14 protein-coding genes and 1 pseudogene are annotated in these 14,987 nt (G+C 72.4%); 5 read left to right on the top strand and 10 right to left on the bottom strand.

Annotated elements, in window-relative coordinates; all coding sequences use genetic code 11:
* The first annotated feature begins 9 nt into the window (after positions 1-9).
* Together B1H29_RS10455 and B1H29_RS10450 are read left to right on the top strand one after the other, a co-directional pair.
* On the top strand, positions 10-1,029 hold the full coding sequence (locus B1H29_RS10455) for an ABC transporter ATP-binding protein (RefSeq protein WP_055421724.1): 1,020 nt from the start codon (positions 10-12) through the stop codon (positions 1,027-1,029).
* Between the two features lie 25 nt (positions 1,030-1,054).
* Positions 1,055-1,855: a maleylpyruvate isomerase family mycothiol-dependent enzyme gene (locus B1H29_RS10450; protein WP_055421723.1), complete on the top strand. Its 801-nt coding sequence runs from the start codon at positions 1,055-1,057 to the stop codon at positions 1,853-1,855.
* A gap of 83 nt (positions 1,856-1,938) precedes the next feature.
* Here B1H29_RS10450 and B1H29_RS10445 read toward each other — a convergent pair whose 3' ends face one another.
* The 7 genes from B1H29_RS10445 to B1H29_RS10415 all read right to left on the bottom strand — a co-directional run bounded on the left by B1H29_RS10445 (position 1,939) and on the right by B1H29_RS10415 (position 8,999).
* The gene (locus B1H29_RS10445; protein WP_055421722.1) at positions 1,939-2,649 is read right to left on the bottom strand and encodes an LAETG motif-containing sortase-dependent surface protein; all 711 of its coding nucleotides are present in this window, start codon (positions 2,647-2,649) and stop codon (positions 1,939-1,941) included.
* Positions 2,650-2,808: 159 nt separating this feature from the next.
* A complete protein-coding gene (locus tag B1H29_RS10440; RefSeq protein WP_055421721.1) occupies positions 2,809-3,963 on the bottom strand; it encodes an LOG family protein in 1,155 nt (384 codons plus the stop codon).
* Between the two features lie 26 nt (positions 3,964-3,989).
* Entirely contained in the window at positions 3,990-4,397 is a 408-nt protein-coding gene (locus B1H29_RS10435; protein WP_055421720.1) for a VOC family protein, read from the bottom strand.
* Between the two features lie 136 nt (positions 4,398-4,533).
* Positions 4,534-6,114 (bottom strand): hypothetical protein, encoded by a 1,581-nt coding sequence (locus B1H29_RS39280; RefSeq protein ID WP_055421719.1) that lies wholly within the window; start codon positions 6,112-6,114, stop codon positions 4,534-4,536.
* Complete coding sequence (locus B1H29_RS10425; RefSeq protein WP_055421718.1) at positions 6,096-6,881, bottom strand: ABC transporter ATP-binding protein; 786 nt, start codon at positions 6,879-6,881, stop codon at positions 6,096-6,098. The genes B1H29_RS39280 and B1H29_RS10425 overlap by 19 nt, the downstream gene beginning before the upstream one ends.
* 226 nt (positions 6,882-7,107) lie before the next feature.
* The gene (locus B1H29_RS10420; protein ID WP_055421717.1) at positions 7,108-8,481 is read right to left on the bottom strand and encodes an aspartate aminotransferase family protein; all 1,374 of its coding nucleotides are present in this window, start codon (positions 8,479-8,481) and stop codon (positions 7,108-7,110) included.
* Positions 8,482-8,483: 2 nt separating this feature from the next.
* Entirely contained in the window at positions 8,484-8,999 is a 516-nt protein-coding gene (locus tag B1H29_RS10415) for an Lrp/AsnC family transcriptional regulator (protein WP_055421716.1), read from the bottom strand.
* 201 nt (positions 9,000-9,200) lie between these two features.
* Here B1H29_RS10415 and B1H29_RS10410 point away from each other — a divergent pair, with 201 nt between their 5' ends.
* Both B1H29_RS10410 and B1H29_RS10405 read left to right on the top strand, forming a co-directional pair.
* Positions 9,201-10,640 (top strand): gamma-aminobutyraldehyde dehydrogenase, encoded by a 1,440-nt coding sequence (locus B1H29_RS10410; protein ID WP_055421715.1) that lies wholly within the window; start codon positions 9,201-9,203, stop codon positions 10,638-10,640.
* A 159-nt stretch (positions 10,641-10,799) separates the two neighbouring features.
* Positions 10,800-11,096 (top strand): annotated as a pseudogene (locus B1H29_RS10405) (spermidine/putrescine ABC transporter substrate-binding protein); the annotation flags it as partial.
* Here B1H29_RS10405 and B1H29_RS10400 read toward each other — a convergent pair.
* The 3 genes from B1H29_RS10400 to B1H29_RS10390 all read right to left on the bottom strand — a co-directional run bounded on the left by B1H29_RS10400 (position 11,077) and on the right by B1H29_RS10390 (position 14,187).
* Positions 11,077-12,252: a serine hydrolase domain-containing protein gene (locus B1H29_RS10400; RefSeq protein WP_055421713.1), complete on the bottom strand. Its 1,176-nt coding sequence runs from the start codon at positions 12,250-12,252 to the stop codon at positions 11,077-11,079. The pseudogene B1H29_RS10405 and the gene B1H29_RS10400 overlap by 20 nt on opposite strands.
* 148 nt (positions 12,253-12,400) lie before the next feature.
* Complete coding sequence (locus B1H29_RS10395; protein ID WP_055421935.1) at positions 12,401-13,111, bottom strand: glycerophosphodiester phosphodiesterase; 711 nt, start codon at positions 13,109-13,111, stop codon at positions 12,401-12,403.
* A gap of 14 nt (positions 13,112-13,125) precedes the next feature.
* Positions 13,126-14,187 carry an adenosine deaminase gene (locus B1H29_RS10390; protein WP_055421712.1) on the bottom strand — a complete coding sequence of 354 codons (1,062 nt, stop codon included), beginning with the start codon at positions 14,185-14,187 and terminating at the stop codon, positions 13,126-13,128.
* Positions 14,188-14,341: 154 nt separating this feature from the next.
* On the opposite strand from B1H29_RS10390, the gene B1H29_RS10385 reads away from it, so the two are divergent.
* A complete protein-coding gene (locus B1H29_RS10385; protein ID WP_055421711.1) occupies positions 14,342-14,983 on the top strand; it encodes a DUF4190 domain-containing protein in 642 nt (213 codons plus the stop codon).
* The last annotated feature ends 4 nt before the right edge of the window (positions 14,984-14,987 follow it).

Below are 14,987 nucleotides of genomic sequence, written 5' to 3'. Positions count from 1 at the left end.
GTGCTGGGGATGCTGCTGAGCCTTGAGGGCACGACGGTCCGCTTCGGCGGGCGGGCCGTGCTCGACGCCGTGGACCTGGACGTCGCCGAACACGAGGTGGTGTGCGTGCTCGGGCCCAGCGGCAGCGGGAAGTCGACGCTGCTGCGGGCGGTCGCCGGGCTCCAGCCGCTGGACGCCGGGCGGGTGACGCTCGGCGGGCGGGACCAGGCGGGGATGCCCGCGCACAAGCGCGAGGTCGGGCTGATGTTCCAGGACCACCAGCTCTTCCCGCAGCGGGACGTGGCCGGGAACATCGCTTTCGGACCGCGGATGCGTGGCGCTTCCCGCGCCGAACAGCGGCACCGGGTGGGGGAGTTGCTGGAGCTGGTCGGGCTGCCGGACGCCGCCCGCCGGTCCGTCGCCGCCCTGTCCGGCGGGGAACAGCAGCGGGTGGCGCTGGCCCGCGCCCTCGCGCCCGGACCCCGGCTGCTGATGCTGGACGAGCCGCTCGGCCAGCTCGACCGTTCGCTGCGGGAGCGCCTCGTCGTCGAACTGCGGGAGCTGTTCGGCCGGTTGGGTACCACGGTGCTCGCCGTGACGCACGACCAGGGCGAGGCCTTCGCGCTCGCCGACCGGGTCGTGGTGATGCGGGACGGGCGGATCGCCCAGTCGGGGACGCCCCTCGAGGTGTGGCAGCGGCCGGCCGACGCGTTCGTGGCCCGCTTCCTCGGCTTCGACAACGTCGTCGAGGCGACCGTCGCCGGACAGGCCGCGGACACCCCGTGGGGCAAGGTGCCGGTCCCCGAGGACGCTCCCCAGGGAGCGCGCACCCTGCTCGTGCGGCCCGCCGGGGTCCGCCTGGTGTCCGCCGACGCCGGCCTGCGCTGCACGGTCACCGCCCGCACCTTCCGCGGCACCCACGTCGCCGTCCACCTCCAGCCCGGGGATGCGCCGCGGCTGGAGGCCGCGTGCGCGCTGCGGGCGGCACCGGAGGTCGGGGACGTGGTGGGGGTGGAGTTCGACGCGGCCGAAATCGCCGTGCTCAGATGATCGTCCTCCTTCTAGGGTGACGGGTATGACACTCCTCGCTCATGACCGCTACTGCGACGAAATCTCCCACCAGGTGGGCCGGTTAGGGGACGTGATCGCCTCGGGCGCCGATCTGTCCGCCACCGTGCCGACCTGTCCGGACTGGACCCTGGAGGACCTGGTGCGGCATGTCGGCCGCGCCCTGCGCTGGACGGAACTGATCGTCCGCACCCGCGCGCAGGAGGACGTCCCGATCGACCGGGCGCCGGGGGCGGCGGGCCCCGGGACCCAGGGCGACGCGGCCGCCCTGGAGGCCTGGCTGGCCGAGTCCGGCGCGACGGTGGTGCGCGCGCTGCGGGAGGCCGGCCCGGACGGGCGGGCGTGGTCGTGGTCCGGGAACCACACCGCGGGCTTCTGGGCCCGCCGGATGACGCACGAACTCGTCGTCCACGGGGCGGACGCGGCCCTCGCGGCGGGCCGGCCGTTCGAGGCGGTCGCGGCCGACGTGGCGGCCGACGCGATCGACGAGTGGCTGGAGATAGTGCAGTTCGTGCAGCGGGTCCTGCCGGACGGGCCGGCGAAGGGCCTGCGGGCGCCGGGCCGGAGCATCCATCTGCACGCCACCGACACCTCCGCCGACCTGAACGCCGAGTGGTTCGTCGAGCTTCCCGAGGACGGCGTCACCTGGCGCCGCGGTCACGAGAAGGCGACCGTGGCGCTGCGGGGGCCGCTCACGGACGTGCTGCTGGCCTTCTACCGCAGGCTCCCCCCGGACGCCCCCGGACTCCAGGTGCTCGGCGACCGCGAGCTGCTGGACCTCTGGCTGGAGAAGGCGGCGTTCGGGTGATGTGACGCGAGGCGGCCCGACGCGACGGTGGCCCGCCCCCGGCCGGGGACGGGCCACCGTGCTGCGTGCCGTGGCGCGGGGCGTCAGCGGCTGCTGTTCGCTCCGCGGCGGCGCAGGCCGAAGAAGACCGCGCCGCCACCGATGGCGACCAGGGCCGCCGCGATGCCGGCGATCATGCCGGTGTTGTTGCCCGCGCCGGTCTCGGCGAGGTTGGACTCACCGGCCGCGGGGGACGGCGCGTTGCTCGGTACGGCGGCCGGCGAGGTGCTCTCGCTCTGCGCCGGTGCCGGGGCCGACGTGGACGGTTCCGGAGTCGGAGTCGCAGTCTCCTCGGCCGGGGTGGAGGAGCTCTCCGACGGGGTCGGGGTCGGGGTGTCCGCCGTCTTGCAGGGGGTCGACGGGGTCACGAGGTTCGGCTTGATGTCCTCGTCGACGTACCGGTCGGCCTTGACGTGGATGCGGTACTCGGCGTTCGGCTTCCAGTCCGCGGCGAAGGTGATGGTGCTGCCCTCGCGGGAGCCCTTGACCACCTGCTCGCCGATCTTCTCGGCGTCGGCACCCTTGTTCTGCAGGTACACGGTGACGGTGGCGGGGATGCCGGCGGGGTCCACGTCGGTGACGGTGATGACGCCCTTGTCGCCCTCGCACTTGGCGGCGGCGGAGAACTCGCTGATGTCGCAGGCGAGGGCGTTGCCGGCGGCGCCGATCGCCAGGGCCACCGAGGCGGAGGCGACGCCGAGGGCGCGAACGCTACGGCGTGATGCCGTGCGGCTGAGTATGGACAGGACTGCCACGTTTGTCCTTTACGGGAGCGCGGATGCGGGGGGTTGGAGAGGGTGCTGACGCGCGTGATGACGTGGCATCAGCACACTCACGAGCCTCACTGGTCTATAAGCGGTGCATAAGCAGTGTCAACGCATATGCCAGCCAAGGGCGTTGGCTTTGCCGTCTTATTAACCGCCGAGACGTTTCAGCGCTCCGGGAGCCTCCTCGATCCGGTCGACCAGCGCGATCCGGGACTGCATCGTCCGCCCCTCGGCGAGCGAGGTGAGCAGTGGCCAGGCCGGCAGCTTCTGGGTCCAGTGCGCCCGGTCCACCAGCACCATCGGCGTGGGCTCGCCCCGCGACTCGTAGTAGTTCGGCGTCGCGTTGTCGAAGATCTCCTGTACGGTCCCGGCGGCGCCCGGCAGGAAGACGACGCCCGCGTTCGAGCGGGCCAGCAGGCCCTCCTCGCGGGTGGCGTTGGCGAAGTACTTGGCGAGGTGCGAGGCGAAGGCGTTGGGCGGCTCGTGGCCGTAGAACCAGGTGGGGATGCCGACCGAGGCGCCACCCCCGGGCCAGCGCTCGCGGACCTCGAACGCGGACCGCGCCCAGTCCGTGACCGACGGCGTGAACGACGCGATCTTGGCGAGGAGGAGCAGCGCGTCGTCCAGCATCCCGTCGTCGAACGGGGCCGCGTAGGCGCCGAGGTTCGCCGCCTCCATCGCGCCCGGACCGCCGCCGGTGGCCACGGTGAACCCGGCGCGGGCCAGCTCGCGGCCCAGGCGCGCGGCGCCCGCGTACGCTGCGGTGCCGCGCGCCATGGCGTGGCCGCCCATGACCCCCACCACCCGGTCGCCGGCCAGGAGTTCGTCGACCGCGTCCGAGACGGCGTCGTCGTGGATCGCGCGCAGCATGGAGGCGAAGACGTCGCCGTCCGACCTGGTCTGCTGGAACCAGTCGTACGCGAGAGCGTCCGGCGTCGCCTCGTAGCCCTCGTCGATGCGGGCGTACAGCTCGCCGGGGGAGTAGACGTGTCCGCGGTACGGATCGAAGGGCAGGCCCGGTATGGGCGGGAAGACCAGGGCGCCGTCGGCGCGCACCCGGGCGGCGGCCTCCGGTGCCATCGGGCAGCCGAGGAAGACGGCGCCCGTGGGGTCCGCGGACATCAGGGCGTCCGTGCGGGCCGTCAGGTCGACGGCCTGGACGCGGTAGTGCGCGAGGGTGCCGTGTACCGAGACGACGGAGTCGAACTCGGCGAGGCTCTCGATCTCCCGGTCGTGGGAGGCGTGGTGGGACTGGAGCTGAGCCTGTGAGCGGGCGCTGGGCCGGGCGGGTGTCGGATCCACCCGGCCATGCTAGGCCCGCGGGTGAGTCAGCCCTCGACCGCCGCCGGGTCCATCCACACGACCTCGAAGGTGTGGCCGTCGAGGTCGTCGAAGGCGCGGCCGTACATGAAGCCGTGGTCCTGGGTCTCGCCGGAGACCGAGCCGCCGGCCGCGACCGCCTTCTCCACCAGCTCGTCGACCTTCTCGCGACTCTCGGCGCTCAGCGCGATCAGCACCTCGCTGGACTTCGTCGAGTCCACGATCTCCTTCTTCGTGAACTGCCGGTACTTCTCCGGCGTGTGCACCATCACGACGATGGCCTCGCTCAACGGGATCGACGCGGTGGTGTCGTCGCTGAACTGTGCGTTGATCTCGTAGCCCAGCTCGGTGAAGAACTTCTTCGAGGCGTCGAGGTTGCCGGTGGCCAGGTTCACGAAGATCATCTGCTGGTACATGGGGGGTCTCTCCCGTCGGTGTCCTGCTGTGGTCGTGCCGTTCGAAGGGTTAGACGCGAAAGGCGTGCGGAACTCATCGCGGGTTCGCCGATTTTCTCGAGAGTTTTTTCCCGGGGATCTGCGAGGGGGCGGTGCGTCAGCCGGTCAGGGGCAGTGCGGCGAGCTGCGCGACGATCAGCGTCAGCGGGCCGAACAGTGCGAGCAGCGCGCCGACGCGTACGGCGGCGGCGGCGCGCAGGGTTGCTGGAGGCGCGCCCAGCCGCAGCAGGGCGTCCGTCGTGTCGGCGCGCGCGTGTCCGGCCTCGACGGCCGCGGTGAGGAGGGTGGCCACCGTGCAGCCGCCCACGAGGAGGGCGCCGAGGAGGCTCAGCGGGCCGAAGTCCGGTCCGTCCGTGCCGTACAGGGTGCTTCCCGCGTAGGCGGCGGAGGCCACGGAGCAGACGACGCCGAGGGGCCGGCCGATGCGGTGCGACTCCGCCATCAGGACCCGGCCGGCCAGGAGGCGCAGGGCGCCGGGGCGGGCGGTCTGGAGCAGCCGGCCGCACAGGTGGGTGAGGCCGGGGCCGGCCAGGGCGAGGCCCAGGGCGGTGAGGGCCCAGCCGAAGAGGACGCCGGCGGAGGGGGCGCCGTCGGGGGAGGGGGCGGCCGTGTTGCCGGCGTAGGTCTCCACGGCGAGGCCCGCGGTGAGTACGGCGATGCCCCAGGGGAGGGTGGCGGTGTTCTGGGGGCGGGGCGCTGCCGGGGGGTCGGGTACGGCGTCCGGCGTGGGCTCCGGGACCGCTGTCGCGGCCTCCGGGCGGGGGGTACCGGCCTGCGTCAGCAGGGCGCCTTCCGCGGCGGGCGGACCGTCGGCGTCCGCTCCGCCCCGCTCTCGGCCTCGCTCGAGCGGGGACACCCCCATAGCCCCGGCGGCACGATTGTCCGCAGGCTGGGCCGAGCGCGAGCGCGAGCCTGGGTCCGAGCCCGAGCTTGGGTCCGGGCCAGAGCCAGAGCCAGAGCCTGGGGCCGCGTCCGAGCCCGCGCCCGCGTTCGAGCCCGCGCCCGAGCCCGCGCCCGCGTTCGAGCCCGCGCCCGAGCCCGCGCCCGCGCCCGAGGCCAGGCGGGCGCCGTAGCGGCCGTAGGCGCCGAAGGTCTCGCGGGCCGCTCCCCAGCCGTAGGCGCCGAAGCGGCCGTAGCGACGGGAGCCGGTGGGCGGGGCGGGCCGGGGCTCGCGGGGGCGCAGGGTGAGCGCCACGGCGGCCGACGCGCTGGCCGGTACCAGGGCCAGCAGCGTCAGCGCCGCCGGGAAGGGGAGCGGCAGGCCGGCGGACAGGGCGTCGGTCACGGCGCCCTCGTAGGGCGGGCCCGTCAGGTCGCCGCGCAGGTGGAGGAAGACGAGCAGGGCCGCCACCGAGCCGAGCGCGCAGGTCAGGGCCGTGGTCGTCGCCGAGACGGCCATCAGCCGCCCGGGGCCGAGGCCGATCGCGGACAGCCCCGGGCGGGGCCGGGTACCGGGGTCGGTGCGGGCCACGGCGACGGCGAGGTACACCGTGGCGGCCAGGGGCGCCGCGCACCAGGTCAGTCGGAGGGCGGAGGCGCCGGGCGTGTCCGGGTGGGTCATCGCGTGGCCGAGGGCGCACAGCAGCAGGAAGCCCGTGCCCGCCGACGCCACCGCGACCAGCAGGCGGCGCAGTTGCACGGCGAGGCGGGCGGCGCGGGTCAGGCGGAGAGCGAGCACGCCGCCCGGCCTTCCGTTCCGGAGGTTCCCGTGGTCCCGGTGGCCCCTGTCGCCACCGCCGTCTCGGCGACCGGGGGCAGGTGCACGGTCCGCACCCGCCGCCCGTCCAGCAGCGCCACCGTGCGGTCCGCCAGGGCGGCGGTCCGCGCGTCGTGCGTGGCGAGCAGGACGGTGATGCCGTGCGAGCGGGCCGCCGTGGTGAGCGTCCGCAGGACGTGGGCGCGGTCGGCGCGGTGCAGGGGGGCCGTCGGCTCGTCGGCGAAGAGGACCGCAGGGGTGACGGCGAGGGCGCGGGCGATGCAGACGCGCTGCCGCTCGGCCTGCTGGAGTTCGTGCGGGCGCCGGCGGGCCTTGTCACCGACGTCGAGGCGTTCCAGCCACTCCAGGGCGGCGGTCTTGGCCCGGCGCCGGCCGGTGCCGCGCAGCATGAGGGGAAGGGCGGCGTTCTCCCACGCGTTGAGCTCCGGGACGAGCACGGGGGCGGGGTCGATCCAGCCGAAGCGGTCGCGGCGCAGCCGCTCGCGGCCGAGCGGGCCCATGGTGTGCATCGGCACGCTGTTGAACCACACCTCGCCGTCCTGCGGCCGCACCAGCCCGGACAGACACCGCAGCAGCGTGGTCTTGCCGCTGCCGCGCGGGCCGGTCACGGCGAGGATCTCGCCCTCGTGGACGCCGAGCGACACGCCTTGAAGCGCGGGGGATCCGTCGTGGTGCTGGAAGCGCAGGGCGCGGGCCCAGAGCACGTCGTTGTCCGGCGGGGCCTCCATGGGCGTACACCTCGGTTCTGATCCGTATTTCCCCGGTCGTGTCCCTCTTCCGGGGGAACGAAGGCGGGGCCGATCGGTCACTGGGCACGGTAAGGAGTCCCCGCGGGGGAAGCCGGAAAGCACGCGGCCCCGGGTCGCCGTTCTCACTCGAACGGACGGCGCCGGGGCCGAAGATGATCATCCAGAAGGATGATCGGAGCGGTGCCCCGATCCAGGGCACCCCGGATCAGAGCTTCGTCCACGCCTCCGTCAGCGTGGCGCGCAGGATCTGCTCGATCTCGTCGAAGGTCTCCTGGTTGGAGATCAGCGGCGGGGCGAGCTGGATGACCGGGTCGCCGCGGTCGTCGGCACGGCAGTACAGGCCGTTCTCGAAGAGCTTCTTGGAGAGGAAGCCGTACAGGACGCGCTCGGTCTCCTCGTCGGTGAAGGACTCCTTGGTGTGCTTGTCCTTGACCAGCTCGATGCCGTAGAAGAAGCCGTTGCCGCGGACGTCGCCGACGATCGGCAGGTCGAGGAGCTTCTCCAGGGTCGCGCGGAAGTTTCCCTCGTTGTCCAGCACGTGCTGGTTGAGGCCCTCGCGCTCGAACAGGTCGAGGTTGGCGACGCCGACCGCGGCGGAGACCGGGTGGCCGCCGAAGGTGTAGCCGTGCAGGAAGGTGTTGTCGCCCTTGTAGAACGGCTCGGCCAGGCGGTCGGAGATGATGCACGCGCCGATCGGGGAGTAGCCCGAGGTCATGCCCTTGGCGCAGGTGATCATGTCCGGGACGTAGCCGAACTTGTCGCAGGCGAAGGTCGTGCCGAGGCGGCCGAAGGCGCAGATGACCTCGTCCGAGACGAGCAGTACGTCGTACTGGTCGCAGATCTCGCGCACCCGCTGGAAGTACCCGGGCGGGGGCGGGAAGCAGCCGCCGGCGTTCTGGACGGGCTCCAGGAAGACGGCCGCGACCGTCTCCGGGCCCTCGAACAGGATCTGCTGCTCGATCTGGTCGGCGGCCCAGCGGCCGAAGGCCTCGGGGTCGTCGCCGAAGAGCGGGGCGCGGTAGATGTTGGTGTTCGGCACCTTGTGCGCGCCCGGGACGAGCGGCTCGAAGGGGGCCTTCAGGGCGGGCAGGCCGGTGATCGACAGGGCGCCCTGCGGGGTGCCGTGGTAGGCGACCGCGCGGGAGATGACCTTGTACTTGGTCGGCTTGCCGGTCAGCTTGAAGTACTGCTTGGCCAGCTTCCAGGCGGTCTCGACCGCCTCGCCGCCACCGGTGGTGAAGAAGACCTTGTTGAGGTCGCCGGGGGCCTCGTTGGCGAGGCGCTCGGCCAGCTCGACGGCCTTGGGGTGGGCGTAAGACCACACCGGGAAGAAGGCGAGCTCCTGCGCCTGCTTCGAGGCGGTCTCGGCCAGCTCCGTGCGGCCGTGTCCGGCCTGGACCACGAACAGGCCGGCGAGACCGTCGAGGTAGCGCTTGCCCTTGTCGTCGTAGATGTGGGTGCCCTCACCGCGGACGATGGTGGGGACGGGGGCGTTCTCGTACGACGACATGCGGGTGAAGTGCATCCACAGGTGGTCGTACGCGGTCCTGCTGAGGTCCTTGGGGCTGTCGGTGCTCACGATTATCGGGTTCCCCACATATAGGTCTGCTTCTTGAGCTTGAGATAGACGAAGCTCTCGGTGGAGCGCACTCCGGGTACGGCCCGGATGCGTTTGTTGATGAGGTCCAGAAGGTGGTCGTCGTCCTCGCAGACGACCTCCACCATCAGGTCGAAGGAGCCCGCGGTCATCACCACGTACTCGCATTCGGACATGGCCGTCACCGCGTCGGCGACGGACTCCACGTCGCCCTCGACGTTGACGCCGACCATCGCCTGCCGGCGGAATCCCACGGTGAGCGGGTCCGTGACGGCGACGATCTGCATCACGCCCTGGTCGAGGAGCTTCTGGACGCGCTGGCGCACGGCCGCCTCCGACAGGCCGACGGCCTTGCCGATGGCGGCGTACGGCCGGCGGCCGTCCTCCTGGAGCTGCTCGATGATGGCGAGGGAGACGGCGTCCAACTGGGGACCGCCGGTCCTGGACTCGCGGGAGTCCTTCTGGTCTGCGCTTCGACTGGCCACGGCTTCACTGTGCACGACGTATCGATAGTTTCGCAAGCCTGGATCGATGAAATTCGTTGTCTGCGGCCTCTAGCTCTACGGATTTCGCAACACGGAAGCGACCGGGGGTGTTGAAAACGTGGGGTCTCCGTCTAGGGTGGGTGTCTCAGTGTTTGGACATCCGACAAGCCCGAACGCCGAGAGACCGAAGTAGACACCGAACTTGGAGGGCCGGCAGTGAGCACCGAACTGCGTCGTCTGCGCAACTACATCGACGGTGAGTTCCGGGACGCCGCCGACGGACGGACCACGGAGGTGGTCAACCCCGCCACGGGCGAGGCCTACGCGACCGCCCCCCTGTCCGGGCAGGCGGACGTGGACGCCGCCATGGCGGCCGCCGCCGCGGCCTTCCCGGCCTGGCGGGACCTGGTCCCGGCCGAGCGGCAGAAGGCCCTGCTGAAGATCGCGGACGCGTTCGAGGAGCGGGCCGAGGAGCTGATCGCGGCCGAGGTGGAGAACACGGGCAAGCCCATCGGGCTGACCCGCTCCGAGGAGATCCCGCCGATGGTCGACCAGATCCGCTTCTTCGCGGGTGCGGCGCGGATGCTGGAGGGGCGCAGCGCCGGTGAGTACATGGAGGGCCTGACCTCCATGATCCGCCGCGAGCCGATCGGCGTCTGCGCGCAGGTCGCCCCGTGGAACTACCCGATGATGATGGCCGTGTGGAAGTTCGCCCCGGCGCTCGCCGCGGGCAACACGGTCGTCCTGAAGCCCTCGGACACCACCCCGGCGTCCACGGCCCTGATGGCCGACATCATCGGCTCGATCGTGCCCAAGGGCGTCTTCAACGTCGTCTGCGGCGACCGCGACACCGGCCGCCTGATGGTCGAGCACGAGACCCCGGCGATGGCCTCCATCACCGGCTCGGTGCGGGCCGGCATGTCGGTCGCCGAGTCGGCGTCCAAGGACCTCAAGCGCGTCCACCTGGAGCTGGGCGGCAAGGCGCCGGTCGTCGTCTTCGAGGACACCGACATCCCCAAGGCCGTGGAGGACATCTCGGTCGCGGGCTTCTTCAACGCCGGCCAGGACTGCACGGCCGCCACGCGCGTGCTGGTCCACGAGGCGATCCACGACGAGTTCGTGAGCGCGCTCGCCAAGGCGGCCGCCGAGACCAGGACCGGGCAGCCGGACGACGAGGACGTGCTGTACGGCCCGCTCAACAACCCCAACCAGCTCAAGCAGGTCGCCGGGTTCATCGAGCGCCTCCCCGCCCACGCCAAGGTCGAGGCGGGCGGGCACCAGGTCGGCGACAAGGGCTACTTCTTCGCCCCGACCGTCGTCTCGGGCCTCAGGCAGGACGACGAGATCGTCCAGAAGGAGGTCTTCGGCCCGGTCATCACGGTCCAGTCCTTCCGCGACGAGGACCAGGCCGTCGAGTGGGCCAACGGCGTCGAGTACGCCCTGGCCTCCTCGGTGTGGACCAAGGACCACGGCCGCGCCATGCGGATGTCCAAGAAGCTGGACTTCGGCTGCGTGTGGATCAACACCCACATCCCGCTGGTCGCCGAGATGCCGCACGGCGGCTTCAAGAAGTCCGGCTACGGCAAGGACCTGTCGGGTTACGGTTTCGAGGACTACACCCGGATCAAGCACGTGATAACGTCGCTGGACGCCTGACGAACCCGGTTCGCGTGCGGCCCCGGACGGGAGTTCCCGTCCGGGGCCGCGCCGCGTGGACGGTGGACTCGCCCCGGTCGACAGGGTGTCGGGCCTGGACTCAGGCGCTCGACGCAGCGTCGATCGTCCCCGCCGGGACGGGCGCGGGATCCTGCGGCCATGCCCCTGCTCCCGAAGACGCCCCGGATCTCCCGCCGGGCCCTGCCGCGCGGCCTGGGCGGCTCCGCCGGGCTCGGTGCGCTGGCCGACCGCGGTGTGCCGGCCGCGTACGTCGCGCCGGGCCACCAGCCCACGGGCCGCGACCTGATCGTCATCAGCGACTGGATGTGCGGGCGCTTCGTCCGGCTCGGCTGGGTGCAGGAGGTGGACCGCTCCCGTCAGCCGAACGTCACCGAGTACCTCGACCCGCTGCTGCGTTCGCGGCGGCTGACGGGGGCTACCGCAGCGCGGCCGTGGTGATCGCGTCGATGACCGGGTTGCGCTTCGCGCTCTTGGCGTCCGTGGCGTTGACCGAGTAGACGAGGGTGCGGCTCAGGTCGCGGGTGCCGCCCATGACCGCGCTGTAGCCGTAGCGGGACCCCGACTTGCCCCAGAAGACCTGGCCCCCCACCTCCTTGTACTCCAGTCCCGCGCTGCGGGTCGCGTCCGGGAGGCCCGCCGGGGTAGTGAACATCTCCTCCAGCTCCGGCTGCGGCACGATCTTCCCCCGGAACAGCTTCGTGAGCAGCCGCTCCAAGTCGGCGGTGGTCGAGATCATGTCGCCGGCCGCCCAGCGGTCGGCGTGGTTCCACTCGGTCACGTCGAGCAGCTTCACCGTGCCGTCCGCCCGCTCCACCGTCTGGTAACCCCGGTTGTGCGGGCCCCGGATGTGCGGGTCGGTGCCCGGGAAGTACGTGTGGTGCATGCCGGCCGGGCGCAGGACCAGGCGCGTGGCCTCAGAGGCGTACGAGCGGCCCGTCACCTTCTCGATCAGCAGGCCGAGAATCGTGTAGTTGATGTTGAGGTAGCGCTGCTGCTCGCCCGGGGCGAATTCCGGTCCCTTCGAGATCGCCGACGCCGCGACCTCCTGCGGAGTGAGGGTCTCGAACCGGCGCTCGTACACCTGAGCGAAGCTCTCGCCGAGACCGGCGCCCGGCTTGATGCCGCTGGTGTGGTTCAGCAGCCGGCGCACGCTGATCGGCTGCTCGAAGTCCGGCGTGAACAGGCCGGGAAGGTAGCCCTGCACGGGCGCGTCCAGATCGATCCTGTGCTGCGCCGCGAGCCGCAGGACGGTGGCGGCGGTGACGACCTTCGTGATCGAGCCGGCGCGGAAGAGGGCGTTCGGGTGCGCGGGCCGGCCACCGGCCAGGTCGCGTACGCCCGCGCTGCCGCGCCAGCGGCCGTCGGTGCCGCCGACCCGTACGAGGGCGGCCGTGGCGTGCTGGTTCGGGACCACGCCGAGCGCGGCGCGCAGCGCCTTCTCGTCCGGTCCGTCCGTCCCGTCCGTCGCGTGCCCGGTGGAGGCGGCAGCGGGGGAGGAGGGCGGTGCGGCGAACGCGGGCGCGGCCAGCGGGCCGGCGGCGAGGGCGAGGACGAGGGAGGCGGTGAGGACGGAGGAGGTACGGGTGCGCATCGACTGCTCCAGGAGTCCGGACGGGAAGGCCGGTGATCATCCTCGTCGTGCCGCGAACCTTGACGGATCCGCTGCGAGGAGGGCACCCGCCCTGGACCCGGACTCCGGGAAGTCCCCCAGATATCAAGGGACTTGTGCGGGATTCCCCTTACGGGCGCGGACCGGTGCCGGTACCGCGCAGGGCACAGAGCGTGTCGATGCGGTTGGTCGTGATCGAGTCGACGCCCAGCCCGATCAGCCGGCGCATGGAGCGCCGGGTGTCGGGGGTCCACACGGACAGCAGGCAGCCGTCGCCGTGGACGCGCTCGGCCAGGGCCCGGTTCACCAGCCCGAACCGGTAGTTCAGCCACCGCGGACGCACCGCCGCGAGCAGCGCGGGCCGGGGCGGCGCCGCCGTCGTCCAGGTCATGGCGATCTCGGCGGCGGGATCGGCGGCGCGCACGGCGAGCATGGCCGCGGCACCCGCGGTGTAGTACACGCGGTCCTCGGCCCCGCACTCGCGGACGACGTCCACGACGCGCCGTACCGCCCGCTCGCCCGGCCCGCCCGGCAGGTCGAGCATCAACCGGCTGCCCTCCGTCGCGGCCAGCGCCTCCGCGAGCGTCGGTACCCTGCCCGCCGTCAGCCCGCGTACCTCCTCGGCCGACAGGGAGCGCAGCGGCCGGTCGTGCCGCCACAGCCGCTTCAGCGTCTCGTCGTGCAGCAGCACGGGCACGCCGTCCCGGGTGAGGCGTACGTCGGTCTCGACCGCGTCCGCGCCGAGGGCGAGGGCGGAGCGCAGTGAGCCGATGGTGTTCTCGCGGTACCGGTACGGGTCGCCGCGGTGGGCCACGGCGGTCACGTCGCGCGCGGGACTCATGGCGGCCGCCCCGCTCAGGCGGCGAGCCACTTGGCGGTGTACGCGTCGATCTCGTCCCTGATCCGCGTCTTGCCCGGCGCGTCCAGGAACGACGCCTCGACCGCGTTCTTCGCCAGGTCGGCGAGTCCCCGCTCGTCGAGGCCGAGGAGCCGGGCGGCGACGGCGTACTCGTTGTTGAGGTCGGTGCCGAACATCGGCGGGTCGTCGGAGTTGATGGTCACCAGGACGCCGGCGCGCGTGAACTCCTTGATCGGGTGCTCGTCCAGGGAACGCACCGCGCGGGTGGCGATGTTGGAGGTCGGGCACACTTCCAGCGGGATGCGCCGCTCGGCGAGATGCGCCAGCAGCCTGGGATCCCGCGCCGAGCTGGTGCCGTGTCCGATGCGCTCGGCGCGCAGGTCGGTGAGGGCGTCCCACACCGTCTGCGGGCCGGTGGTCTCGCCCGCGTGCGGCACCGAGTGCAGCCCCGCGGCGATCGCCTGGTCGAAGTACGGCTTGAACTGGGGCCGGCCGACCCCGATCTCCGGTCCGCCGAGCCCGAAGGAGACCAGGCCCTCCGGGCGTACGCGGTCGTCGGTGGCGAGCCGCACCGTCTCCTCGGCGGACTCCAGGCCGGCCTCGCCCGGAATGTCGAAGCACCACCGCAGTACGGTCCCGAACTCGGCCTCGGCCGCCTTGCGGGCGTCCTCGATCGCGTCCATGAAGGCACCCTCGTCGATGCCGCGCCGGGTGGAGGAGAACGGCGTGATGGTCAGCTCGGCGTACCGCACCTGCTGCCGGGCCATGTCCCGGGCCACCTCGTACGTCAGCAGGCGTACGTCCTCCGGGGTGCGGATCAGGTCGACGACGGACAGGTACACGTCGATGAAGTGGGCGAAGTCCGTGAACGTGAAGAAGTCGACCAGGGCCTCGGGGTCGGTGGGGACCTTCGAGTCGGGGTGGCGCGCGGCCAGTTCCGAGACGATGCGCGGGGAGGCGGAGCCGACGTGGTGGACGTGCAGTTCGGCCTTGGGCAGTCCGGCGATGAAGGCGTGCAGGTCGCGCGGGACGTCGGGGTCGACGAGGTGCTCGGTCAAGGTTCCTCCCCGGAACGGCGTCCCGGGCCGGTGCGGGCCGGCGGGACGCGGGTGATCGGCTGATCGGTGGTTCGGGGATCATCGTAGGCCGGTCTCACCCCGGATGGGTGGGGCCCCGTAGCATGGCGGGCACGATCGACGCAGGGGGACGAAAATGACGGACGCCAGACAGCCGGGCGGGGACTCCAGCGGTGCTCACGACCCCTGGTCGCCACCCGAGAGCCGGCCGTCGCTGGACAAGGGCCCGGACGCCGGCGCGGGGCCGCCGCCGTCCGTGCACGATCAGGCCACGATGGCGTCCATGCCCGCGCCCGGATACGGGGCTCCCCAGGGCGCGGTGCCGCCTCCGCCCGTCGCGCCCGGCGGCCCCGGCGCCCCGGGCGGGTACGGCTACCCCGGCTACCCCGGTCACCCCGGTCACCCCCAGGGCTACGGCTGGCCCGGCCTTCCGCTGCCTCCGCAGAACGGGGCGGGCACCACGGCGATGGTGCTGGGCATCCTGGCCTGCTGCATGTTCTGCGCGTACGGCGTGGTCTCGCTGGTGCTCGGCATCCTCGCCGTGGTCTTCGGCGTCAAGGGCCGCAGGAAGGCCGAGCGCGGCGAGGCCACCAACCACGGACAGGCCCAGGCCGGCTTCATCATGGGCATCATCGGCATCGTCCTCGGCGTCGCCGTGATGGCCCTCATCGCCATCGGCATCACCGCCGCGGTCAACGACGACTCGGAGTACGAGGACCCCTACTACGGCGCCCCGCGCCCGGCGGCGGTCTCCGTGGCGACGCAGACGCGGGGCTGAGACC

Source organism: Streptomyces pactum, from assembly GCF_002005225.1.
In the GTDB taxonomy this organism is placed as follows: domain Bacteria; phylum Actinomycetota; class Actinomycetes; order Streptomycetales; family Streptomycetaceae; genus Streptomyces; species Streptomyces pactum_A.
This window is presented reverse-complemented; position numbering and strand designations above follow the sequence as displayed.

Excerpts from the sequence above, each read along its gene's own strand:
- B1H29_RS10450 (WP_055421723.1), top strand. The coding sequence starts at position 1,055 with ATGACACTCCTCGCTCATGACCGCTACTGCGACGAAATCTCCCACCAG.
- B1H29_RS10455 (WP_055421724.1), top strand. The coding sequence starts at position 10 with ATGCTGCTGAGCCTTGAGGGCACGACGGTCCGCTTCGGCGGGCGGGCC.
- B1H29_RS10425 (WP_055421718.1), bottom strand. The coding sequence starts at position 6,881 with ATGGAGGCCCCGCCGGACAACGACGTGCTCTGGGCCCGCGCCCTGCGC.
- B1H29_RS10435 (WP_055421720.1), bottom strand. The coding sequence starts at position 4,397 with ATGTACCAGCAGATGATCTTCGTGAACCTGGCCACCGGCAACCTCGAC.
- B1H29_RS10400 (WP_055421713.1), bottom strand. The coding sequence starts at position 12,252 with ATGCGCACCCGTACCTCCTCCGTCCTCACCGCCTCCCTCGTCCTCGCC.
- B1H29_RS10385 (WP_055421711.1), top strand. The coding sequence starts at position 14,342 with ATGACGGACGCCAGACAGCCGGGCGGGGACTCCAGCGGTGCTCACGAC.
- B1H29_RS10395 (WP_055421935.1), bottom strand. The coding sequence starts at position 13,111 with ATGAGTCCCGCGCGCGACGTGACCGCCGTGGCCCACCGCGGCGACCCG.